The sequence below is a fragment of the Dactylosporangium sp. CA-139114 genome (assembly GCF_050955725.1).
Taxonomy (GTDB): domain Bacteria; phylum Actinomycetota; class Actinomycetes; order Mycobacteriales; family Micromonosporaceae; genus Dactylosporangium.
The window spans coordinates 64,545-84,994 of the sequence record NZ_CP192080.1 but is presented as its reverse complement, the minus strand read 5'-3'; the positions used below and the strand labels follow the sequence as shown (position 1 = coordinate 84,994).

Annotated in this window: 19 protein-coding genes and 1 riboswitch; of the genes, 9 read left to right on the top strand and 10 right to left on the bottom strand. The window is 70.7% G+C overall.

Annotated elements, in window-relative coordinates; all coding sequences use genetic code 11:
• The first annotated feature begins 21 nt into the window (after nucleotides 1-21).
• Together ACQP2P_RS00395 and dcd are read left to right on the top strand one after the other, a co-directional pair.
• The gene (locus ACQP2P_RS00395) at nucleotides 22-507 is read left to right on the top strand and encodes a MarR family winged helix-turn-helix transcriptional regulator (protein ID WP_433612134.1); all 486 of its coding nucleotides are present in this window, start codon (nucleotides 22-24) and stop codon (nucleotides 505-507) included.
• On the top strand, nucleotides 488-1,066 hold the full coding sequence (dcd, locus tag ACQP2P_RS00390; protein ID WP_433612132.1) for a dCTP deaminase: 579 nt from the start codon (nucleotides 488-490) through the stop codon (nucleotides 1,064-1,066). Before ACQP2P_RS00395 ends, dcd begins: the two co-directional genes overlap by 20 nt.
• A 29-nt stretch (nucleotides 1,067-1,095) precedes the next feature.
• Here the strand turns inward: dcd and ACQP2P_RS00385 are convergent, their stop codons facing one another.
• Together ACQP2P_RS00385 and ACQP2P_RS00380 are read right to left on the bottom strand one after the other, a co-directional pair.
• Nucleotides 1,096-2,094: an NlpC/P60 family protein gene (locus tag ACQP2P_RS00385; RefSeq protein ID WP_433612130.1), complete on the bottom strand. Its 999-nt coding sequence runs from the start codon at nucleotides 2,092-2,094 to the stop codon at nucleotides 1,096-1,098.
• 11 nt (nucleotides 2,095-2,105) lie between these two features.
• Nucleotides 2,106-2,238, bottom strand: a riboswitch (cyclic di-AMP (ydaO/yuaA leader).
• Nucleotides 2,239-2,346: 108 nt separating this feature from the next.
• Complete coding sequence (locus ACQP2P_RS00380; protein WP_433612128.1) at nucleotides 2,347-3,192, bottom strand: LamG-like jellyroll fold domain-containing protein; 846 nt, start codon at nucleotides 3,190-3,192, stop codon at nucleotides 2,347-2,349.
• A 197-nt stretch (nucleotides 3,193-3,389) separates the two neighbouring features.
• Between ACQP2P_RS00380 and ACQP2P_RS00375 the strand changes: the two genes are divergently transcribed.
• Entirely contained in the window at nucleotides 3,390-4,019 is a 630-nt protein-coding gene (locus ACQP2P_RS00375) for a class I SAM-dependent methyltransferase (RefSeq protein WP_433612126.1), read from the top strand.
• 156 nt (nucleotides 4,020-4,175) lie between these two features.
• Here the strand turns inward: ACQP2P_RS00375 and ACQP2P_RS00370 are convergent, their stop codons facing one another.
• Nucleotides 4,176-5,108, bottom strand: a complete 933-nt coding sequence (locus ACQP2P_RS00370; protein ID WP_433612124.1) for a hypothetical protein — start codon at nucleotides 5,106-5,108, stop codon at nucleotides 4,176-4,178.
• A 273-nt stretch (nucleotides 5,109-5,381) separates the two neighbouring features.
• Between ACQP2P_RS00370 and ACQP2P_RS00365 the strand changes: the two genes are divergently transcribed.
• Nucleotides 5,382-6,407: a pectinesterase family protein gene (locus ACQP2P_RS00365; RefSeq protein ID WP_433612121.1), complete on the top strand. Its 1,026-nt coding sequence runs from the start codon at nucleotides 5,382-5,384 to the stop codon at nucleotides 6,405-6,407.
• Between the two features lie 84 nt (nucleotides 6,408-6,491).
• On the opposite strand, the gene ACQP2P_RS00360 is transcribed toward ACQP2P_RS00365, so the two are convergent.
• Genes ACQP2P_RS00360 through ACQP2P_RS00350 form a run of 3 tightly spaced genes read right to left on the bottom strand, consistent with a single transcriptional unit; the run spans nucleotide 6,492 to nucleotide 10,891 of the window.
• A complete protein-coding gene (locus ACQP2P_RS00360) occupies nucleotides 6,492-8,495 on the bottom strand; it encodes a cytochrome D1 domain-containing protein (RefSeq protein WP_433612119.1) in 2,004 nt (667 codons plus the stop codon).
• Between the two features lie 43 nt (nucleotides 8,496-8,538).
• Nucleotides 8,539-9,570, bottom strand: coding sequence for a hemolysin family protein (locus tag ACQP2P_RS00355; protein ID WP_433612117.1), 1,032 nt, complete (start codon nucleotides 9,568-9,570; stop codon nucleotides 8,539-8,541).
• Nucleotides 9,563-10,891, bottom strand: a complete 1,329-nt coding sequence (locus ACQP2P_RS00350; protein ID WP_433619579.1) for a hemolysin family protein — start codon at nucleotides 10,889-10,891, stop codon at nucleotides 9,563-9,565. The genes ACQP2P_RS00355 and ACQP2P_RS00350 overlap by 8 nt, the downstream gene beginning before the upstream one ends.
• A 210-nt stretch (nucleotides 10,892-11,101) precedes the next feature.
• Here ACQP2P_RS00350 and ACQP2P_RS00345 point away from each other — a divergent pair, with 210 nt between their 5' ends.
• Entirely contained in the window at nucleotides 11,102-11,335 is a 234-nt protein-coding gene (locus tag ACQP2P_RS00345; protein ID WP_433081985.1) for a hypothetical protein, read from the top strand.
• A 124-nt stretch (nucleotides 11,336-11,459) separates the two neighbouring features.
• On the opposite strand, the gene ACQP2P_RS00340 is transcribed toward ACQP2P_RS00345, so the two are convergent.
• Both ACQP2P_RS00340 and ACQP2P_RS00335 read right to left on the bottom strand, forming a co-directional pair.
• On the bottom strand, nucleotides 11,460-13,592 hold the full coding sequence (locus tag ACQP2P_RS00340) for a (Fe-S)-binding protein (protein WP_433612115.1): 2,133 nt from the start codon (nucleotides 13,590-13,592) through the stop codon (nucleotides 11,460-11,462).
• A gap of 118 nt (nucleotides 13,593-13,710) precedes the next feature.
• Complete coding sequence (locus ACQP2P_RS00335; protein WP_433081982.1) at nucleotides 13,711-13,995, bottom strand: cell division protein CrgA; 285 nt, start codon at nucleotides 13,993-13,995, stop codon at nucleotides 13,711-13,713.
• Between the two features lie 130 nt (nucleotides 13,996-14,125).
• On the opposite strand from ACQP2P_RS00335, the gene ACQP2P_RS00330 reads away from it, so the two are divergent.
• From ACQP2P_RS00330 to ACQP2P_RS00315, 4 genes are read left to right on the top strand one after another with little or no spacing between them, the layout of a single operon-like run.
• Nucleotides 14,126-14,935 (top strand): DUF881 domain-containing protein, encoded by an 810-nt coding sequence (locus ACQP2P_RS00330; protein WP_433619577.1) that lies wholly within the window; start codon nucleotides 14,126-14,128, stop codon nucleotides 14,933-14,935.
• 4 nt (nucleotides 14,936-14,939) lie between these two features.
• Nucleotides 14,940-15,941, top strand: coding sequence for a class E sortase (locus tag ACQP2P_RS00325; RefSeq protein WP_433612112.1), 1,002 nt, complete (start codon nucleotides 14,940-14,942; stop codon nucleotides 15,939-15,941).
• Between the two features lie 4 nt (nucleotides 15,942-15,945).
• Nucleotides 15,946-16,212 (top strand): hypothetical protein, encoded by a 267-nt coding sequence (locus ACQP2P_RS00320; protein WP_433612110.1) that lies wholly within the window; start codon nucleotides 15,946-15,948, stop codon nucleotides 16,210-16,212.
• 7 nt (nucleotides 16,213-16,219) lie between these two features.
• Nucleotides 16,220-16,864, top strand: coding sequence for an aminodeoxychorismate/anthranilate synthase component II (locus ACQP2P_RS00315; RefSeq protein ID WP_433612108.1), 645 nt, complete (start codon nucleotides 16,220-16,222; stop codon nucleotides 16,862-16,864).
• Between the two features lie 66 nt (nucleotides 16,865-16,930).
• On the opposite strand, the gene pknB is transcribed toward ACQP2P_RS00315, so the two are convergent.
• Nucleotides 16,931-18,652 (bottom strand): Stk1 family PASTA domain-containing Ser/Thr kinase, encoded by a 1,722-nt coding sequence (pknB, locus tag ACQP2P_RS00310; RefSeq protein WP_433619575.1) that lies wholly within the window; start codon nucleotides 18,650-18,652, stop codon nucleotides 16,931-16,933.
• 86 nt (nucleotides 18,653-18,738) lie between these two features.
• On the bottom strand, nucleotides 18,739-20,439 hold the full coding sequence (locus ACQP2P_RS00305; protein WP_433612105.1) for a serine/threonine-protein kinase: 1,701 nt from the start codon (nucleotides 20,437-20,439) through the stop codon (nucleotides 18,739-18,741).
• Nucleotides 20,440-20,450: the final 11 nt, after the last annotated feature.

Sequence of the window (20,450 nt, the reverse complement as noted above, 5' to 3'; positions counted from 1 at the left end):
CGAACGGGGCAAACTGAAACGGTGACGCCTGCCGACGAGCTCATCGATCTTCTCCGCCGGTTCAACGTCGAGGCGGACCGGTTCGTCGACGTGTTCGCGCGGGCGCACGGGCTGCATCGCACCGACATGAACGCGATCGCGCACATCTGGCGCGCGGCCGAGGAGCAGACGCCGCTGACGCCCGGCGAGCTCGCGCGCCGGCTCTCGCTCAGCCCCGCGGCCACCACGGCGCTGCTCGTGCGGCTCGAGCGCGCCGGCCACGTCGAGCGGCGGCCCGATCCCGAGGACCGCCGGCGGCTTCACCTGCACATTCAGCCGAAGGCCCGGGCGCTGGCGGCGGAGTTTTTCGCGCCTCTGGGAGTACACATGCGGGAAGCTTTTTCGCATTTCTCCCCAGATGCCCTGGAAGTAGCAATCGGTGTCACCAAGCAGGCGTTGGCCGCCACCGGCCGGGCAGCCGACGAAGCCAACTCGGTAACCTCTGAAGGTGCTGCTCTCCGACCGTGACCTAGGCAAAGAGCTCGACGCCGGCCAACTGCGCCTCGAGCCCTTCGATCAAGCGCTGGTGCAGCCGTCCAGCATCGACGTGCGGCTCGACCGTTGGTTCCGGGTGTTCAACAACCACCTCTACACCCACATCGATCCCGCGATCCAGCAGGACGAGCTCACCTCCATGGTCGAGGTGCACGACGGCGAGCCGTTCGTGCTGCACCCGGGCGAGTTCGTGCTCGCCTCGACGCTCGAGGTGATCACGCTGGGCGACCAGCTCGCCGGGCGCCTGGAGGGCAAGTCCAGCCTCGGCCGGCTCGGCCTGCTGACGCACTCGACCGCCGGGTTCATCGACCCCGGCTTCAGCGGCCACGTCACGCTGGAGCTGTCGAACGTCGCGAACCTGCCGATCCGCCTCTGGCCGGGGATGAAGATCGGGCAGCTGTGCATCTTCCGGCTGTCCTCACCGTCCGAGCACCCGTACGGCTCGGCGGTGTACGGCTCGCGGTACCAGGGTCAGCGCGGCCCCACCCCGAGCCGCTCCTGGCAGAACTGGCGCACCTGGCCGACGCAGTAAAAAAGGGTGGGCCCGAAGGCCCACCCTTTTTAAGCCACCCGGCCGTATCCGGATATCGGCTCGGAGTCGATCTTCTTCATCTGCACCGGTTGGCTGGGGTTGGGTGCGTGGACCATCCAGCCGTTGCCGACGTACAACCCAACGTGGTGCTTGTCGGGGTAGAAGAAGACGAGGTCACCGGCCTTGAGGTCGGCCCGCGAGACGCGCTTGGTGTCCTGGTACTGCCACATCGTGTAGTGCCGCAGGTAGGTGACGCCGACCTGCTTCCAGGACCACATCGTCAGGCCCGAGCAGTCGAACGTGTTCGGACCCTCGGTCGCCCACACGTACTTCTTGCCGATCTGCTGGCATCCGAACTGGGCGGCCCGGCTGCCGGGGCTCCCGTCGTACTGCTGCGGGCACGCGACCGGCTTGAGCGACCCGGTGCCGCTGCCGCTGCCGTAGGCCTGGAGGCGCATGTCCTGCAGGTTCTTGATGTCGGCGTTGATCTGCGTCTCCTGCTGATTGAGCGCGGCCTCCTGCTCGGCCTGCTTCGCGATCAGCTCGTCGAGGGGACGCTTCTGGGCGTCGTACTGCTGCTTGGCGACGAGAACGTCCTTGATCCGGTCCTGCTCGTCCTTGGCCACCATGTTGAGCATCGTCATCTGGTCGATGAACGTGTCCGGCGACCCCGTGGTGAGCATCGCGTCGAGCTTCGAGATGCGCCCGTTCTTGTACTGCAGCACGGCGAACGCGCTCACCTTGTCGAAGGCGGCGTCGACCTGGGCCTTCAGCGGCGCGATCGCGTCCTCGAGCTGCTTCTGCTTGGTCTTGTTGGCGGCGAGCTCGAGCTTGAGCTGGTTGTGCTGCTCGACGACGGGCTCGATCGTGTTCCACTTCTCGTCGATCTGCTTTTCGATCTCGCCGGGCGTGGGGTCCGCGTGCGCGAGGCCGGTGACGCCGACGGCGAGGGACAGACCGCCGAGGGTGGCGACGAGGAGCCGGACCAGTCGGTTGGGCCGCCGCGTCCACCTCAGATGGGTCTCCACCGAGGAGATACTCCTTCTTCCATGGCCGCCTACCGGGTTAGCTGACGGGTTCGGGCGGGAAGGTCGCCCTACCGCGATCTCGCGGATTCACCCCGGTGGAACACGTGGGTCCCCGGCTCGAAATCGACTCGGCGGTGCCGCCTGGCGCGCCCGTGGTGGGCGCGGACATCCAGCCGGCGCGAATTCACGTTAGGCGCGCCAGGTTCTCATGGACAAGTCGGCATCCAATTGTTGTCCGATTTGTCCCGAAGGTCAGGCAATTCGAGTGACGAACACATCATCGATTGCCCCTACAAACTGATCGTTGTTCGCGCTAGTCCCCTTGCCGCCAATACAGAGCGGATCGTCGTTCACTATCGACAGTGACGACGGAATGGTGACCCGCCCCGCCTCAACCCCGTCGACAGACACCGTGAGCAGCGAGTTACTGCGCGAACACGCGAGCCGGTGCCACCGCCCGTCGGCCACGGAACGTGTCGAGAGCGCTACGAAAATGCTCGACGAACGCGTGCCGACAATCACACAACTGGGCCGCCCGGCCTCGCCGTCGACCTGCAACTTGAACTGACTGTCACCGACCGAGAACCCTTTTTGGACGACATTGGCGCCCTTGGAAGTCTCTTCCGGCTGAACCAGCACACTGGCCCCATACGTAATGGGTCCACGACCGGGATTGAGAAACCCGGCCGGAGCACTCTGCAGGATCACGCGGGCACAACTCTGCGCACCGTAATGCTCACACCGGGGCGGAAAACGCACCGCGAGTCCGCCGTCGTGGGCCACGGTGGCGAGCTGCCCGCCCTCGGCCCGCCGCGAGCGCAGCGCCAGCCGCCCGGAGACGTCCGCGACCGGTTCGGCCAGGCCGTCGTCGAAGGTGTACCGCACCGTGACGGCCCCGTGCACCGGCGAGCCGGCCGGCCCGCTGGACGGCACCGCCACGGCCGGCGCGCTACCCATGCCGGGCGCCTTCGCGGACTGCCCGGTCAGTGGTTCGGCCGCACTCCGCCCGGGCGGCGCCGACGCCCGCCGCACCGCGAGGCCGGCAAGCCCGACAAGACACGCAAGCAGGGCACACAGCAACAACCGGCGGCGGCGCATAACCGGGCATGGTGCCCCGAATCGCCACGCCGGCGCGGCCGTTTCGAGCGCGTTCCCTCCAATGCGTTACAAGATTCATTGCTCCGGTCCGCCGGGGGCACGACCGTTGCTCCCGTCAGACACCGTTCGGCCCTGGCGGGCCTCTCTGCCACGTCCGTGGGCCCAGAAAACCCACACTCGGCGTAACGTGTCCGGCCATGCCCGACGACGCATGGCGCGAGGAGACCCGCGCCTCCTACAACACCGTCGCCAAGAGCTACGCCGAGTTCGTGACCGGCGCCTTGACCAGCGACCCGTACCTGACCGCCATCCTGCGACTGTTCGCGGACCTGCTCCCGCCGGGCGCCCGGGTGGCCGACATCGGCTGCGGCCCCGGCCACGTGACCGCCCACCTGGCGGAGCTCGGCGCGGACGCCTTCGGCATCGACCTGTCCCCGGCCATGATCGACCTGGCCCGTGCGACCTACCCCAGGCTCACCTTCGAGGTGGGCGACATGACGGAGCTGACCCTCCCCCCGGTCGGAGGCATCCTGTCCTTCTGGTCGCTGATCCACATCCCCGACGAGTCGATCCCGCCGGCCCTGGCCGGCTTCCACCGAGCCCTGAACCCGGGCGGCGTCCTGCTGCTCGGCTTCCACGCGGGCGACGGAGCCCGCCTGAAGACCGAGGGCTACGGCGGCCACCCGATGCGAGTGAACGTCCACCGCCGCCAACCGGCCCGGATGACCGAGTGGCTGACGGAGGCCGGCTTCACGGTGGAGACAACCGTGTTGTTGGACCAGCACACCAAGTCCCCGGGCGCGGCCATCTTCGCCCGCAGACCCTGAGCCGGCGACGCCGGCGATTGGTGGTTCCTAGCGGCGCGGGAAGCCCATGGTGACGCGCTCCGGGCCGCCCAGGCCGGCCGAGAGCGCGTCGGCGAGCGGCCACGCCGCCGTGCTCCGCTGGGTTGCCACCTGCGCCAGGTCGTCCATGACCCCGCTCTAGCGCCGGCCGTCCATCGCGACCATCACCTGGTCCGCCGACCGCGACCCGCTCGTGTCGCGCACCGCCGACTCGATCGGCCCGTGCGGCGGCGAGTACCCGTTGACGTGCGGCAGCGCCGGTCCGAGCGCATCCAGGATCCCGCGCCACGTTTCGGCGGGCAGGGTGACCCGGTAGGTGTGGTACTCGTCGAGCCGCAGATCCGCCCGCGCGACGGTGAACTCGCACCACCGCGACCAGCCCGCGGCCGCGACCTTCGGGGGCGTGGCGCGGACCCGCCAGCGGTAGGACACCCCGTGCCCGAGCGGCCCGATCCGCTCGATCGGCAGCGCCGTGGTGTGCTCCGGCCAGTTGCCGTCGCCGCCGAACTGCTCGCCCTCCTGCGGGATGGGGCCGTCGAGGCCCTGGAGCTGGAACGCGGTCTCGACGTGCGGCACGCCGGGCGCGGCCGGAACCGTCGCGGACAGCACCGGATACACGGTCGTCACGACGGGCCGGTTCGCGCCGGTCGCACAGCCGCGGTTGTCGGACTGCAGCCCGACGGCGAGCACCACACCGGCGTACACGGGGTCCTTCGGGTCCGCCGCGGGTGCCCCGGCCGCGCGATCGCGCTCCTCCTGCGGGTAGTCGCAGGTCTCCTGACCGCTGAGGACGTTGGCCGGCGCCGCGATGCGGGCCTGGCACTCGGCGAGCGTGATCCCGCTGGGCCGCCACGCCGCCTCGGCCGGGGACCCGTCGGTGGGCCGCACCGCGATGGCGGTGCCGAGCGCCAGAACCAGGACGCCCGCGGCGCCGGCGGCCATCCGGGTCAGCGTTCGGGACGCCTCGGACTCGGTCGGCGCGGACACGGGCGCGGGTGGAGGCGGCGCGGCCGGCTGGGTGGGCACGTGTGCCCAGCCGGCGTAGTCGGGCGGGAGGTGCGGAACGGTCACGGCCCCGTCCATCGGCACCGGTGCCCCGAACCTGAGCACCGCGGTGTCAGACATCAACCAGAACTGCTCCCAGTCGCCATCGCCGCGCGGTTGGCGATCAGCGGCTGGTTGCCGCCCGCCTCGGCGGTGACGCTGCCGCCGCGAACTCCCCCAACACGCGAAAGTTTCATCGCCGCGAGGCCTCCGCTCGGTGTGACCCAGGAAAGCGCTTGCCTCATCGATGGTCAGGCGTTGAGCATTGACTGCTCTGGATTCGATGCCCTGGGAGGACACATGCGCACAGGGAGCATCCTGCTCATCGCCGCCGGTGTCGTGGCGGCGAGCGGGACGCCGGCGTTCGCGGCCACGACCGTCACCGTGGCGGCTGACGGCTCCGGCAACTACCGCACGGTCCAGGCCGCGATCGACGCCGCCCCCGCCAACAGCGGCAGCACCTACACGGTGAACATCAAGCCCGGCACGTACCGCGGCACGGTGAGCATCCCGTCCAACAAGCCGAACATCAGCCTGGTCGGCACCGGGTCGGCCGCCACCGCCGTGGTCATCGTCGAGGGGCACGCGGCCGGGCTCACCAAGCCGGACGGCAGCACCTACGGCACGGCCGGCAGCGCCACCGTCACCATCGCGGCCGCCAACACCACCGTGTCCAACCTGACCATGTCCAACGACTTTGACGAGGCCGCGCACAACCTCAGCGCCGAGCAGGCCGTGGCGGTCAACACCTCCGGCGACCGCGTGCAGTTCAGCAACGTGCGGATCCTCGGCAACCAGGACACGCTGCTCGTCAACACCTCGGGAACGGCGGTGCGCCGGCTGTACGTGCGCAACTCCTACGTCGAGGGCGACGTCGACTTCATCTTCGGCGCCGGCACCATGGTCTTCCAGAACGGCGAGGTTCGCTCGCTGACCCGCGGCTCGTCGTCGAACAACGGCTACATCACCGCCGCCGCGACGAACGTCAGCAACAAGTACGGCTTCCTGTTCTGGGGCACCCACCTGACCAGCAACGCGCCGGCCAAGACGGTCTACCTGGGCCGGCCCTGGCACCCGGGCGGCGACGTGAACGCGATCGCGCAGGTGCTCTATCGCGGCGTGAGCATGGACGCGCACATCCGCGACGACCCGTGGACGGACATGTCCGGCTTCTCGTGGCGCAGCGCGCGCTTCACGGAGTACAGCAGCACCGGCGCCGGCGCCGTGGTCAACAGCAACCGGCCGCAGATGAGCGCCTCGACCGCGGCCCAGTACACCCCGACGGCGTACCTCGCCGGCTCCGACGGCTGGAATCCGATCCACTAGCGACCCGGGTGACTACGGCACCAAGGTCTAGGTCGACCGGCCCGATGTGAGCAGGGGCGCCCGCACCGCGGGCGCCCCTTCCGTTCACAGGCCGGTGAACTGTTCCCAGCTCCCGGCCGCGGTGCGGTTGGCGATGAGCGCGGAGCGGCCGCCGTTCTCCGCCGTCACATAGCGGTTGTTCGCGCCGGCCCGCAGCATGGCGCTGCCGTTCCAGCCGGGCTCCACGGAGAACTTCTCCCACGGGCCGACCGCCGTGCGGTTGGCGACCAGCGGGGCGTTGCCGCCGTTCTCCGCGACCACGAAGCGCTGGTTGGCGTGGGAGAACAGGGCGATGTACCCGTCCCCGGCCTCGATCTCGTCGAAGCTCTCCCACAGGCCGGGCGCGTCGCGGTTGGCGATCAGCGGAGAGTTCCCGCCGTTCTCCGCCGTCACGTACCTGTAGTTGCTCAGCGAGATGAACTGCCGATACGTCGACCTCGTCGCGTAGAACTGCTCCCACGGGCCGATGGCGGCACGGTCGGCGGTCAGCGGGCCGGAGCCGTTGTTGCCGCTGACATACCGGTTGTTGGAGACCGACAGCAGGCTGAACAGCCCGTTCCCGCCCGTGACGATCTTGAACCGGGACGCGTCGGCGACCGCCGCGGCATTCGCGGTCAGCTTGCCGGCGGCGTCGACGGTGAGGTACTTGCCGTTGACCGTGGCCCGGAACACCACCACGCCGCCGCCCACGTCGATCTGCGCGAGCGTCTCCCACGGCCCGGCCGTCGTCCGGTCGCCGACCAGCGGCTGCGCGCCGGCGCCCTCGGCCGAGACGTACCGCAGGTTGCTGGCCGACAGCATCGCGAACCAGCGGGTCACGGACTGCAGCGTGATCTGCTGGCTCGTGGTCGCCTTCGCGCCCAGCTCGTCGGTCACCGTCAGGGTCACGGTGTAGGTCCCGCCGTGCGCGTAGTCGTGGAAGTTCGGCGCGTCGACGCCGGTGTTGCCGTCGCCCCAGTCGATGCTCCGGCTGAGGGAGGAGCCGAAACCGTGCTTCGAACCCGAGGCGTCCCAGAAGACGCGGTTCGATTCCGGCTGCGGCGTGAGCACGAGGCTCGCGGTGGGCGGGGCCGGGTGGACGGTCGCGATCGCGAGGCCGACCGGGTTGAAGCCGAGGTCGCCCTCGGTCGCCTTGGCGGTGTTGGTGGCCGTGTCGATCACGACCAGGTTGTGGTCGTTGTTGGTGACGATGGCGCGGGTCCCGTCGGGCGTGATGGCGACCGATTTCGGGGCGACGAACCCGGCGACGGTCGCGGTGACCGTGTTCGTCGCCGTCGAGATCACCCGCACGGCCCGGTCGCCGGGCACATACGCCCGGGTGCCGTCCGGCGTGATGGCGATGTCGCGGGCGCCGTCGTTCGTCGGGATGGTCGCGGTCACCGTGTTCGTCGCGGTGTCGATCGCCGACACCGAGCCGGTGCCGGCCGAGTTGGCCACGTAGACCCGGCGGCCGTCGGGCGTCACCGCGACGTGCTGCGGCTGCCCGGGAACGGAGACGGTCGCGGTGACCGTGTTCGACGCGGTGTCGACGACCTTCACCGAGGCTCCGGATTCGTCGGCGACGTAGGCCCGGCGGCCGTCCGGGGAGACGGCCACGTCGGCCGGCTGGGAGCCGACCTGGACAGCCGCGACGACCGCGTTGGTGCGCGCGTCGATCACCGACAGTTTCGTGGTGCTGGTGACGTAGACGCGGGCGCCGTCCGGTGAGACCGCGATGCTCATCGGCCCCGGGCCGACCTCGACGTTGGCGGTGGTCGTGCTGGTCGCGGTGTCCACCACGGCGACGGTGCTGCCACTGAGGCCGGCGATGTAGGCCCGCGCGCCGTCGGGGCTGACGGTCACGCCGGTCGGCTTCGCGCCCACGCCGTCGAGGTAGGTGAGGAACTCGTAGGTGTTCGCGTCGAGGACGACCAGGTAGCCGTCGTCGGGGTCTGTTGCGTAGACGACCTGCCGGGCCGCCGCCGCCGCGGCGGCCGGGCTCGCGATGGCGACGACGGTGGTCGCACCGACCGCAAGCGCTGTGATCCCGGCTAAGAGAGGTTTGTGCACAGAGGGAATTATGGATGGGCGTCCCGTTCGGCGCTGCCCCGTTTCAGGCGGGCTGGGGCTCGTTCGCGACCGGCTCGCCGACCACGGCGGTCAGCACGTCGTCGAGCGTCACCACGCCGAGCGGGATCCGGCCGTCGCTGACCAGGACGATGTGCTGGCGCTCGCGCCGCATGGCCAGCAGGAGCTCGGCCAGCGTGCGGGTCGGCGGGACGATCCCCAGCGGGCGGATCAGGTCGGCGGGGATCGGCGCGCGGCGCTGCGGGCCGACGAAGCCCAGCACGTCCTTCACGTGGACGAAGCCCAGCACGCGGCGGCTGGCCCGCTCGACCACGGGGAAGCGGGAGCGGTTGGTGCGGGTGGCCAGGACCTCCAGCGAGGCCGGGGAGACGTCCTCGGCGATCGTGGTGATCTCGGACCAGGGGCGCAGGGCGTCGCGGGCCGTGCGCCGGGACAGGGCCAGGGCGCCGGTGATGCGGGCGTGCTCCTCGGGGGCCAGCAGGCCCTCCGTCGTCGCCTGGGCGGCCAGGCCGGCCAGCTCCTCGGCCGTGAACACCGTCTTCACCGAGCCCGTGGCCTCGATGCGCCACAGCGACAGGATCGTGCGCGACGCCCACTTCATGGCGACGAGGACGGGCTTGGTGGCCATGCAGAAGGCGTACATCGGCGGCCCGAGCCACAGCACCGCACGCTCGGGCGAGGCCAGCGTCAGGTTCTTCGGCACCATCTCACCGACCACGGTGTGCGCGAACACCACGACCGCGAGGGCGAGCGCGAAGGCGACCGGGTGCACCACCTTCTCGGGCAGGTGGACGGCCTCGAACGGGCCCTGCAGGCCATGGGCCAGCGCGGGCTCGGCCAGGGCGCCGAGACCCAGGGTGCAGATCGTGACGCCGAGCTGGGCGCCGGCGATCATCAGCGGGATCTCGTTCATGGCGCGCAGGGCCGTGCGGGCGCGCCGGGACGTGGCGGCCATCGGCTCGATCACGGTGCGGCGGGAGGCGATGAGCGCGAACTCACCGGCGACGAAGAAGGCGTTGCCGAGCAGCAGCAGGACGGTGACGACCAGCTCAATCATCCTCGGGCACCTCCGGGCGCACCACGCGCACCTGCTCGATGCGGCGGCGGTCGACCTCGACCACGGTGAACTCCCAACCGTCCTCGTTCCAGGTCTCCCCGACGGTCGGGATGTGCCCGAGTCGCGCCATCAGGAAGCCCGCGAGCGTCTCGTACGGCCCCGGCGGCACGTGGAACCCGGTGAGCTCGGCCAGCTCGTCCTCGCGGAGCACCCCGTCGACGAGGACGGTGCGCTCGGCGCCGGGGGCGGTCAGGTCGGGCATGCCGTGCATGGTGGCCGGCTCTTCCTCGACGTCGTGCTCGTCGGCGATCTCCCCGACCAGCTCCTCGACGAGGTCCTCGACGGTCACGACGCCGTCGGTCCCGCCGTATTCGTCCACGACGATCGCCACATCGGAGTTGCCCTTGCGCAGCGCGGCGAGGACGCCGTCGAGATCGAGGCTCTCCGGCACGAACAGCGGCTCCCGGGCGACCGAGCTGACCCGGGTGGTCGGGCGGCGCACGGGCGGCACGCTGAGCGCGTCGGTGACCGTGACGACCCCGGTGACCTGGTCGAGGGTCTGCTCGTAGATGGGGAAGCGGCTGTAGCCGGTCTGCACCGAGGTGGCCAGCAGGTCGGCGACGGTCGCGTCGGCGCGCAGCGAGACCACGTCGACCCGCGGGGTCATCGCCTCCGCGGCGCGCTTGTCGCCGAAGCGGATCGTGCGCTGCAGCAGCACCGCGGTCTCCTTCGGCAGCGCGCCCGCCTGGGCGGAGATCGCGGCGAGCAGGCCGAGCTCCTCCGGCGAGCGGGCGCTGGCCAGCTCCTCCTGGGGCTCGACGCCGAAGCGGCGCACGACCCAGTTGGCGGTGCCGTTGAGCAGGGTGATCAGCCACGAGAAGAACTTGGAGAAGCGGCGCAGCGGCCCGGCCGTCGAAAGCGCCAGCGGCATGGGCTTGGCCAGGGCGGCGTTCTTGGGGACGAGCTCGCCGAAGAGCATCGAGAGCAGGGTGGCGACGATCAGGCCGCAGACGTGCGCGGCGGTGTCGGTCACCGAGCCGAAGATCGGGTGGAGCACGGGCTCGAACAGACGGGAGATCGCGGGCTCGGCGAGGTAGCCGGTGAGCAGACCCGCGAGGGTGATCCCGAGCTGTGCGCCGGAGAGCTGGAACGACAGCTCACGCAGGGCCAGGCGGACGGTGCGGGCCTTGCGGTCGCCCGCGCCGGCCCGCTGCTCGATCTCCGCGCGGTCCACGGTGACGAGCGAGAACTCGGCGGCGACGAAGCCCGCGTTCGCGGCAGTGAGCAGCGCGAACGCCAGCAGAGGCAGCAGTGTGGTCAACACGTTCGCGCGACGATCCCTTCAGGAGTGTCCCGATTGTTCCACGTGAACCCGAGCACTGCCGAGGGCGCCCACGAGTCCGTGTCAAACGAGCCACCAGAAGATCGAGATGCGTAGATCACCTTCCCTCTTTCGAGGGCTTTGCCGCGCGTTGGACAGCGCCGATGCTGATGCCGACGGGGGTCTGGCCAAGCATCGAGGGGGACTTTGATGAGTGCGGCATTAGTAGGCGCCTGTATCGCGCTCGCGGCCGGCATCGCGGTGGGCAACGCGGCCGCGAAGACGAAGCGGGCACGGTTGGACTACGTGCGGACGAAGGCGCTCGTGCCCGGGGCCCGCAAGGCGGCGCTCGCCGAGGGGCTGAAGGGGCTGCGCGTCGTGGCGACGGCGGCCGCGGTGCTCATCGCGCTGGGCCTGGCCATGAATGTGATCGGCCAGCGCTGATGCGGTCTTGCCACCGCGGAGGCCGGTGCGCCCGGTCTGGCTCGGTGCGGCTGCGCGGATCCGCCCCGGACCGGGCGTCCTGACGGGGGCAACGGTCGTGCCCCCGACGGACCGCGGCCGTGGCTTACGGCTTTTGCACCGCCTTGAGCAGCACGGACGCCACGTCGACGACCTCGATCTCCTCCGGCGCGGCCCCGGCGGCCTTCTTGCCGGTGACGCCGTCGCCGAGCATGGTCAGGCAGAACGGGCAGGCCACCGCGACGGTCTTGGCGCCGGTCGACAGCGCCTCCTCGACCCGCTCCACGTTGATCCGCTTGCCGATCCGCTCCTCCATCCACATGCGCGCGCCGCCGGCGCCGCAGCAGAACGAGCGCTCGGCGAACCGGTCCATCTCGACCAGGCCCTTGTTGTCGTCCGCCGGGCCGGCGACGGCGCCGAGCACCTCGCGCGGCGGGGCGAAGACGCGGTTGTGCCGGCCGAGGTAGCAGGGGTCGTGGTAGGTGACGGCGCCGTCCAGCGGCTGCACCGGCGTGAGCTTGCCGGCCGCGACGAGCTGGGCGAGCAGCTGCGTGTGGTGGATGACCTCGTAGTCGCCGCCGAGCTGGCCGTATTCGTTGGACAGCGTGTTGAAGCAGTGCGGGCAGGTCGCCACGATCTTCTTCACGCCGGCCTCGTTGAGGGTCTCGACGTTCTGCTGGGCGAGCATCTGGAAGACGAACTCGTTGCCGATGCGGCGGGCCGGGTCGCCGGTGCAGGTCTCGCCCTGGCCGAGGATGGCGAACTTGACGCCGGCCTCGTGCAGCAGCGTGGCCACGGCCCGCGTGGTCTTCTTGGCCCGGTCCTCGAAGGCGCCCGCGCAGCCGACCCAGAACAGGTACTCGTAGTCGCCCTCGTGCAGCTCCGCCACGTTGGGGACCTCGAAGCCCAGCCCCTTCGTCCAGTCGTCGCGGGTGGACTGGGCCGCGCCCCAGGGGTTGCCCTTGTTCTCGAGGTTGCGCAGCATGACGCCGGCCTCGGTCGGGAAGTTCGACTCGATGAGGACCTGGTACCGCCGCATGTCGACGATGTGGTCCACGTGCTCGATGTCGACCGGGCACTGCTCGACGCACGCGCCGCACGTGGTGCACGACCACAGCACGTCCGGGTCGATGATGCCGTTCTCCTCGGCGGTGCCGATCAGCGGGCGCGCCTGCTCCGCCAGCGCGAGCGCGTTGACCTGGGAGTGATCGTCGCCGGCGAGCAGGTAGGGCGCCTTGGCGTAGGCGTGGTCGCGCAGGTTGAGGATCAGCAGCTTCGGCGAGAGCGGCTTGCCGGTGTTCCAGGCCGGGCACTGCGACTGGCACCGCCCACACTCGGTGCAGGTGGTGAAGTCCAGCATGCCCTTCCAGCTGAACTGCTCGACGGTCGCGACGCCGAACTGGTCCTTCTCCGGGTCGGCCTCCTCGAAGTCCAGCGGCTTGCCCTCGCTGGTCATCGGGCGCAGCGCGCCGAGGCCGGAGCCCTTCCGGCCCGGGGCGCGCTTGAAGAAGATGTTGAAGAAGGCGAGGAAGCGGTGCCAGGCCACGCCCATCGTCACGTTGCTCGCGATGACGATCACCCAGGCCATCGAGATGATGATCTTCACCATGGCGATCAGGCTCACCGCGGCCGGCCAGGCGGGCAGCGCGGAGCCGAGCGCGTGGCTGACGGGCGCGGCCCAGGTCGGCCACTCGAGCTCGTCGTTGGCGGCCTTGAAGCCGCGGATGAAGAAGCCGCAGAGCAGAACGCCGAGGATCGTGTACTCGACGTAGTACGCCTGCCACATGGTGGAGCCGGTGAAGCGGGACCGCCGGTTGGGGTTGCTCGGCAGGTTGCGCAGCCGGATGCCCATCAGCACCAGAATGCCGATGAACCCGAAGACGCCGATCCACTCGGTGACCAGGCCGTAGATGTTCCAGGCGCCGATCAGCGGCAGGCCCAGGCCGGGCTTGACGACCTCGAAGTAGGCCTCGATCACCAGCAGCGAGAGCGCGATGAACGCGATCATCACGAACCAGTGCGCGGCGCCGACGACGGTCCAGCGCAGCATGCGCGTGTGGCCGAGCGTCTCGGCGAGCATGGTGCGCAGCCGCAGGCCCTTGTCGCCACTGCGGGTCGGGTCGGGCTGACCGAGCCGGATGACGGCGAGCATGCGCCGGACGGTCCGCACGACAAGGATCACCGCGGCGATGGTGATCGCCGCGGCGACACAGGTCGTCACGATCTGCACTGCGCCCATGCCGAAGCCTCCCACGATCCGGGCCCGAAGATCTCCAGAAGGACCTTAGCCCCTCGTGTTACCAGTCGGTAACGTGAAAATTGTCGCAGCGGCCCGGCAACGCGAAGAGATCAGCAGGTCAACGCCACTTCGAGAAGACGGCGAGCGACGCGACGAGGAAGCCGAACCCGATGGCCAGGTTCCAGTACTTCAGATCGGCGAGCGTCGACAGCCAGTTGACGTCGAAGAACCCCTGCGTCAGGTAGTAGGACACCAGCCAGGCGATGCCGATCACCACGAACGCGACGGCGAGCGCGGGCACCCACACCGGGCTCGGACGGCGCTTCGCGGCCGCAGTCTCCTGCGGTCGCAGCTCCGCCGGAGCGGTGTAGACCTTCTTCTTACGAACTGTCGACTTCGGCACGGCGCTCTCCTGGAGGGGTCGTCTGGCCAACACTATCCACGTGACGCCGCCACCTCCGCCAGCGTCGGCCTGAATAATGTTCTGCGACTAGCGTAGTCAAGTCGGCACGCGCGTGCGGGGAGGGGTCGTGGTGGAGTACACATCAGGCGGCTCCTCGTGGACCCACGCACTGCGCCGGCTCGGTCGCGCTATGCTGCCGCGCCGACCCCAGAAGCGCGGTTTTGCCTGGTCAGTGCTGACGCCGGTGGTGCTCGTGGTGGCCGGGATGCTCTTCTCCCTCAGCGCCGCGACCGCCCACGGCACCGACCTTCGCGACGACCGGCGGCCGGAATTGACGAACCTCATCGCCGAGCGAAAAAAATCCATCGCCGACGACCGGGACCGGGCCGCCCGGCTGCGCTCCGAGATCGACCGGCAGCAGCAGGGTCAGGCCGGTGCCGACGGACAGGTGGACGAGCAGCGCAAGCGCGGCGACGCCGAGCAGGCCGCCGCCGGGCTGACCGCCATGCGCGGGCCGGGTCTGGTGGTGCGGCTCGATGACGCTCCGCGCCGCGCCGACGGCACCCGCCCGGCCGGCGCCACCCCCGATGACCTGGTCGTTCACCAGCAGGACGTGCAGGCGGTGGTCAATGCGTTGTGGGCCGGCGGCGCCGAGGCGATGACGCTGATGGGCGTCCGAGTGATCGCAACGAGCGCGGTACGCTGCGTGGGTAACACGCTGCTGCTCGACGGACGGGTCTACTCCCCGCCGTTCGAGGTCGCCGCCATCGGCGACCAGGCCGCCATGCGACGCGCGCTCGAAGGCTCCGAGGGGGTCCGGTTGTTCAGCGAGGCCGCCGATTCGTTCGGGCTCGGCTACCAGGTCAAGGTGGAGGCGGACATCCGCACGCCGGCCTACGACGGCTCGACCGCCCTCCGCGCCGCGCAGGCCGGGTCCTGAAGCGATGGAGCACTCGCCCCGCCACCGCGCGCTCGACCAGGACGACATCGCCACCACCGTGATCCCGCGGCTCCCGCCGAAGGACGACGCGACCGCGGTAATCCCGAAAGTCGCCACGGACGCGACCGAAACTGTCTATATTCCAAAACTCAGCGGGACCGAAGCGGCCGCCCCTGCCGCCGAGGACGAGAAACTTCCACCGACTCCCACCCCCGAGGACGAGGACCAGCCCGCCGCACCCGCGGCATCCAAGGGCGCCGTGGTGGTTCCACTGCGCCCGGTCCGCACCGAGGAAGGGTACCGGAGCGTGTACTCCGAATACACGAGGACCACATTCGGCTCGGTGGCACGCGCCATCAGCCGCGGCACGGGCGAGGTGCTGATCACCTTCGGCCTGATCGTGCTGCTGTTCGCCGGCTACGAGGTCTGGGGCAAGTCCGCGATCGTCGACGCCCACCAGGACGAGCTGAACCGCCAGCTCGAGCAGCAGTGGGCCCAGCAACCCACCGTCGGGCCCAGCGCCGGCCCGTCGCCGCAGGTGGTGAAGCCGGCCAACGGCGCCGTCATCGCCTCCGTGCACATCCCGCGGCTCAACAAGAAGTGGGCGGTCGTGCAGGGCGTGACCCCGGCCGACATCCGCTACGCGCCCGGGCACTACCCGGAAACGGCCCTGCCCGGCCAGATCGGCAACTTCTCGATGGCCGGTCACCGCACGCCGGCCATCTGGTGGGACCTCGACCAGCTCAAGCCCGGCGATTCCGTGGTCATCAAGACCGCCGACACCTGGTACGTCTACAGCGTCACCGGCCACGAGATCGTGCTGCCCACCGCCGTGCAGGTGGTGGCGCCCGTGCCCGACAAGCCGGGCGAGACGCCGACCAAGGCGATGCTGACCATGACCACCTGCAACCCGAAGTTCAACAACTACCAGCGGCTCGTGGTGCACGCCGAGCTCACCCGGTCCCAGCCCGCCACCGACGGCGACCCCGCCGAGCTGAAGGGCTGAGCGCGTGTATTCCTGGCTCTGGCGCCACATCCCGTTCAAGCAGTGGCAGCTCAAGGCGCTCGTCTCGGCCGTGCTCGCGCTCGGCGTGGGCGCCCTGCTGTGGTATCAGGTCTTCCCCGCGGTCGAGCCGATCCTGCCGTTCGACGACGTGCAGGTCGAGACCAACGACCCGGGTGCGGACATCACGGTCGAAAGCCCCGCCCCGTCGCAGGCACCGTCGCCGGCGAAGCCCCCCGCCAGCTCCGCCCCCCAGGTGGTCCTGCCCAGCTAGGAGAACCGTGCGCGTCCTGGTCATCGACAACTACGACTCGTTCGTCTTCAACCTGGTCCAGTACCTCGGCCAGCTGGGCGTCGAGTGCGAGGTCCGCCGCAACGACGAGCTCACCGTGGCCGACGTGGCCGCGGTGAACCCGGCCGGCGTGCTGCTCTCCCCCGGCCCGGGCACCCCGGAGCGGGCCGGCATCTGCATGGACGTCATCGCCGAGCTCGGCGGGAAGCTGCCCATCTTCGGCGTGTGCCTGGGCCACCAGGCCTTCGGCGCGGCCTTCGGGGCCACCGTGACCCGCGCGCCGGAGCTCCTGCACGGCAAGACCTCGCTCGTGGAGCACACGGGGCTGGGCGTCCTTGCCGGGCTGCCGAATCCGTTCATCGCGACGCGGTACCACTCCCTCGCCGTCCTCGAGGAGACGCTCCCGCCGGAGATCGAGGTGACCGGCCGGACCGAGTCCGGCGTGGTGATGGCGATGCGCCACCGCGAGCTGCCCATCGAGGGCGTGCAGTTCCACCCCGAGTCGGTGCTGACCCAGGGCGGCCACCAGATGCTCGCCAACTGGCTGGCGGTCTGCGGGCTGCCGGGCGCGCTGGAGCGGGCTCCGGAGCTCGTGGCGGAGGTCGAGGCGCGGCGGGTCGCGGCCTTCGCCTGAGCCGCGAGGTTGTGCACAACCCTGTGGATAACTACCAAGTTATCCACAGGGCACGGGTGATGAGGCTCAGCCCCCGGCGCTCTTGCTCGGGTTCGCCGACGGCGGTGTCGACGGGTTGTTGTCGCCCTGGCCGACCTTGAGCACGATCTTGTCGGTCTTGAGGTAGGTCTTGCCGACCGTCTGCTGCACCGAGACCACGAGCCCGACCTTCGAGTCGTCGGTCACCGTGATGCTCTGCGTGGTCACGTTGGTGAAGCCGGCCGCCTGGAGCAGCCCCTGGGCCTCGCCGGGGCTCTTGTCGAGCACGTTGGGCATGATCGCCTGGTTGAACTTCGAGACGTAGACCGTGACCGTCGAGCCCGGCTTGACCTGGGTGCCGGACGCCGGGTCGGAGCTCTGGACCTCGTCCTTGGGCTCGGTGCCGTCGCGATCCTGGATCTGCGGCACCAGCTTCAGGCTCTGCAGCTGCTGGGTGGCCTCGTCCTTGCTCATCCGGGTCAGCGAGGGCACGGTGACCAGGGTCGGCGCGCCACAGATCTCGTAGTCGATCTGCGTACCCTGCTTGACCTCGGTGCCGGGCGTCGGGTTCTGCAGCGTCACCACGCCGGGCTGGCAGTTCTCCGTCGAGCCGCCGCGCGGGTCGCCGGTCAGGCCGGACTGGCGCAGCACCTCCGCGGCCTCGCCCTGGTTGCGCCCGGTGATCTGGGGCACCCGCACCGGCGGCTCCTGGTTGGCCAGGTAGAGCCCGATCGCCAGGGCGGACACCGCGAGCAGCCCGAGCACCGTCAGCATCACCACGACGCCGGTGGAGCTCTTGCGCTTCTGCCGCTGGTTGGCCCGGGCCGGCTGGCGCGAGGCGGGCGGCGGCCGGTAGGCGGTGGTCTGCTGGGCCATGACCGCGGCCATCTCGTCCTCGGTCATCACCGGGGGCGCGGAGACCGGGCGGCCGGCCGCGGCGCGCATGACGTCCGCGCGCATCTCGCCGGCCGACTGGTAGCGGTTGAGCGGGTTCTTGGCCAGGGCCTTGAGCACCACCGCGTCGATCTCGGGCGTCACGTCGCGGTTGCTGGAGCTCGGCGGCCGCGGGTCCTCCCGCACGTGCTGGTAGGCCACCGACACCGGGTTGTCCCCGACGAACGGCGGGTGGCCGCAGAGCAGCTCGAAGAGCACGCACCCGGTCGCGTAGACGTCGCTGCGGGCGTCGACCGGCTCGCCGCGGGCCTGCTCCGGGGAGAGGTACTGCGCGGTGCCGATCACCGCCGACGTCTGCGTCATCGTCGTGGCCCCGCTGGCCAGCGCCCGGGCGATGCCGAAGTCCATCACCTTGACCTGGCCGGTCTGCGTGAGCATCACGTTGCCCGGCTTGATGTCGCGGTGGATGATGCCGTGCCGATGGCTGAACTCCAGGGCGGCGCAGATGTCCGCCGTGATCTCCAGCGCCCGCCGCGGCATGAGCCGGCCCTCGGCCGCCAGCACCTCCTTGAGGGTGCGGCCGTTGACGAACTCCATGACGATGTACGGCAGTTCCTCGCCCGCCGGACCGCGCTCCTCGCCGGTGTCGTAGACGGCGACGATCGCGGGGTGGTTGAGGGAGGCGGCGTTCTGCGCCTCCCTGCGGAACCGCAGCTGGAACGTGGCATCGCGGGCCAGGTCGGTCCGCAGCGTCTTGATCGCGACGTCGCGGCCGAGCCGCAGGTCGCGACCCCGATGGACCTCGGCCATACCGCCATAGCCGAGCAGCTCCCCGACCTGGTAACGGCCGCCGAGGAGGCGTGGCTGGGCGGTCATGTCGTGTCGTCCTTCGGTCATCGACTATCTACCTTGCCACGTCATGCGACGGGGATACATTCCAGCTGGTACGCGTGTTGCCCGGGTCATCCCCCGGCGCACTTGCCATTGACGAAGTCCAGCGGGTTGCAGGTGGGGCTGGTCTTGGTGCCCGGCCCGTTGGACGATCCGTTGCCCGGGTCGGCCGTGGTACCGGTCGGCTCGGGGTTGTCGTCGATCGCGCCCTGGTTGACGGTCAGCGTGATCGTCGTGCCCTGCGCGATGTTCTCGCCGCAGGGCACGACCTTGGTGACCGCGTTCGGGAACGCGCCCTTGGTCGGCTCGGCGACAATGTTGACCTTCATGCCCTTGCGCTCGAGCTCGCGCTTGACGAAGTCCCCGGTGCCGGGCGGCCGGCACGCCACGGCGACCGGCTTGCCCGTCGCCTTGGGCGGAGCGGACGACTGGACCGGGGCGGCCGAGGTGGGATTGTCGCCGACCGGGTTCGTCGGCTCGTCGTTGCCCTTGTTGGCCAGGTAGAGGCCGCCGATGCCGACCAGCACCAGCAGCACGACCGCGGCCACGCCGACCAGGAGCAGGTTGTTGTTGCGCCGGCCGCCGCCGTTCGTGGGCCGCGGGCCGGGCGGCGGACCCGGCTGGTAGCCGCCGGTCGAGCCGAGGTAGGTCGCGGTGTCGTTGGAGGGCGGCGGGGCCACGCCGGCGGCCCCGCGCGCGTTGTGGGCGCCGAGGCCCGCGGCGGCACCGGCGGCCGCGCCCGGCACGGCGCCGGGCATGATCCGGGTGCCGGCCGCGCCCGAGGTGGGCGGGCCCGACATCGGCGAGCCGGACATCGGGTGGTTGCCGTAGCCGGGCGAGACGGGCGACGCGGAGACCGGGCCGCCGGAGACCGGGCCGTGGCCCATCGGCGAGCCGGGCGGGCCCATCGGGGCGCCCATCGGCGGGATCGCGGGGCCGGCGGCCGTGCCGCCGGAGAGCTGGCCGGAGACGCGGCGCGCGGCCTGGGCGAGGGCCGCGGCGCTCGGCCAGCGGGCGGCGGGGTCCTTCGCCATGGCCCGCTCGACGAGCTGGGCGACCGGCGGCGGAATGTCGGCGGGCAGCGGCGGCGGCATGTCGCGGACGTGCCGCATCGCGATCTCGAGCGGGTTCTCCCCCTCGAACGGGCGCGCGCCGGAGAGGCACTGGTAGGCCACGACGCCGAGCGCGTAGACGTCGGAGAGCGGGGTGGCCTGGGCGCCCGAGGCCTGCTCGGGCGAGATGTAGGAGGCGGTGCCGAGCACCGAGCCGGCCGCGGTGAGCTGGGCGACGGCGGCCGATCGGGCGATGCCGAAGTCGGTGAGCACCAGCGTGCCGTTGGGGCGCACGAGCAGGTTGCCGGGCTTGACGTCGCGGTGGACGATGCCCTTCTCGTGGGCGGCGTGCAGCGCGTCGGCGGCCTGGGCGATGAGCGCCATGGCGCGGGCCGGGGTCAGCCGGCCGACCCGCGAGAGGGTGCGGGAGAGCGCGTCGCCCTCCACGTACTCCATGATCAGGAAGGCGGTGCCGTTCTCGCTGCCGTAGTCGTAGATGTCCACGACGCCGGGGTGGTTGATGGTCGCCATCGTGCGGGCCTCGCCGCGGAAGCGCTCGGCGAAGCCGGGCTCCTCCATCAGGGCGGAGAGCAGCACCTTGATGGCCACCGTCCGGCCGAGCACCTCGTCGGTGCCCCGCCACACGTCGCCCATCCCGCCGCCGGCGATGCGTTCGTCCAGGCGGTATCGGCCACCGAGGGTGGTGCCGGCGCTCAACATGTCGCGCACCT

What these genes read in the sequence shown, in the direction of transcription:
- ACQP2P_RS00355 (WP_433612117.1), bottom strand. Translation starts at nt 9,570, where the DNA reads ATGATTGAGCTGGTCGTCACCGTCCTGCTGCTGCTCGGCAACGCCTTC.
- ACQP2P_RS00325 (WP_433612112.1), top strand. Translation starts at nt 14,940, where the DNA reads ATGGAGCACTCGCCCCGCCACCGCGCGCTCGACCAGGACGACATCGCC.
- ACQP2P_RS00375 (WP_433612126.1), top strand. Translation starts at nt 3,390, where the DNA reads ATGCCCGACGACGCATGGCGCGAGGAGACCCGCGCCTCCTACAACACC.
- ACQP2P_RS00340 (WP_433612115.1), bottom strand. Translation starts at nt 13,592, where the DNA reads ATGGGCGCAGTGCAGATCGTGACGACCTGTGTCGCCGCGGCGATCACC.
- ACQP2P_RS00345 (WP_433081985.1), top strand. Translation starts at nt 11,102, where the DNA reads ATGAGTGCGGCATTAGTAGGCGCCTGTATCGCGCTCGCGGCCGGCATC.
- ACQP2P_RS00365 (WP_433612121.1), top strand. Translation starts at nt 5,382, where the DNA reads ATGCGCACAGGGAGCATCCTGCTCATCGCCGCCGGTGTCGTGGCGGCG.
- pknB (WP_433619575.1), bottom strand. Translation starts at nt 18,652, where the DNA reads ATGACCGCCCAGCCACGCCTCCTCGGCGGCCGTTACCAGGTCGGGGAG.
- ACQP2P_RS00305 (WP_433612105.1), bottom strand. Translation starts at nt 20,439, where the DNA reads ATGTTGAGCGCCGGCACCACCCTCGGTGGCCGATACCGCCTGGACGAA.
- ACQP2P_RS00380 (WP_433612128.1), bottom strand. Translation starts at nt 3,192, where the DNA reads ATGCGCCGCCGCCGGTTGTTGCTGTGTGCCCTGCTTGCGTGTCTTGTC.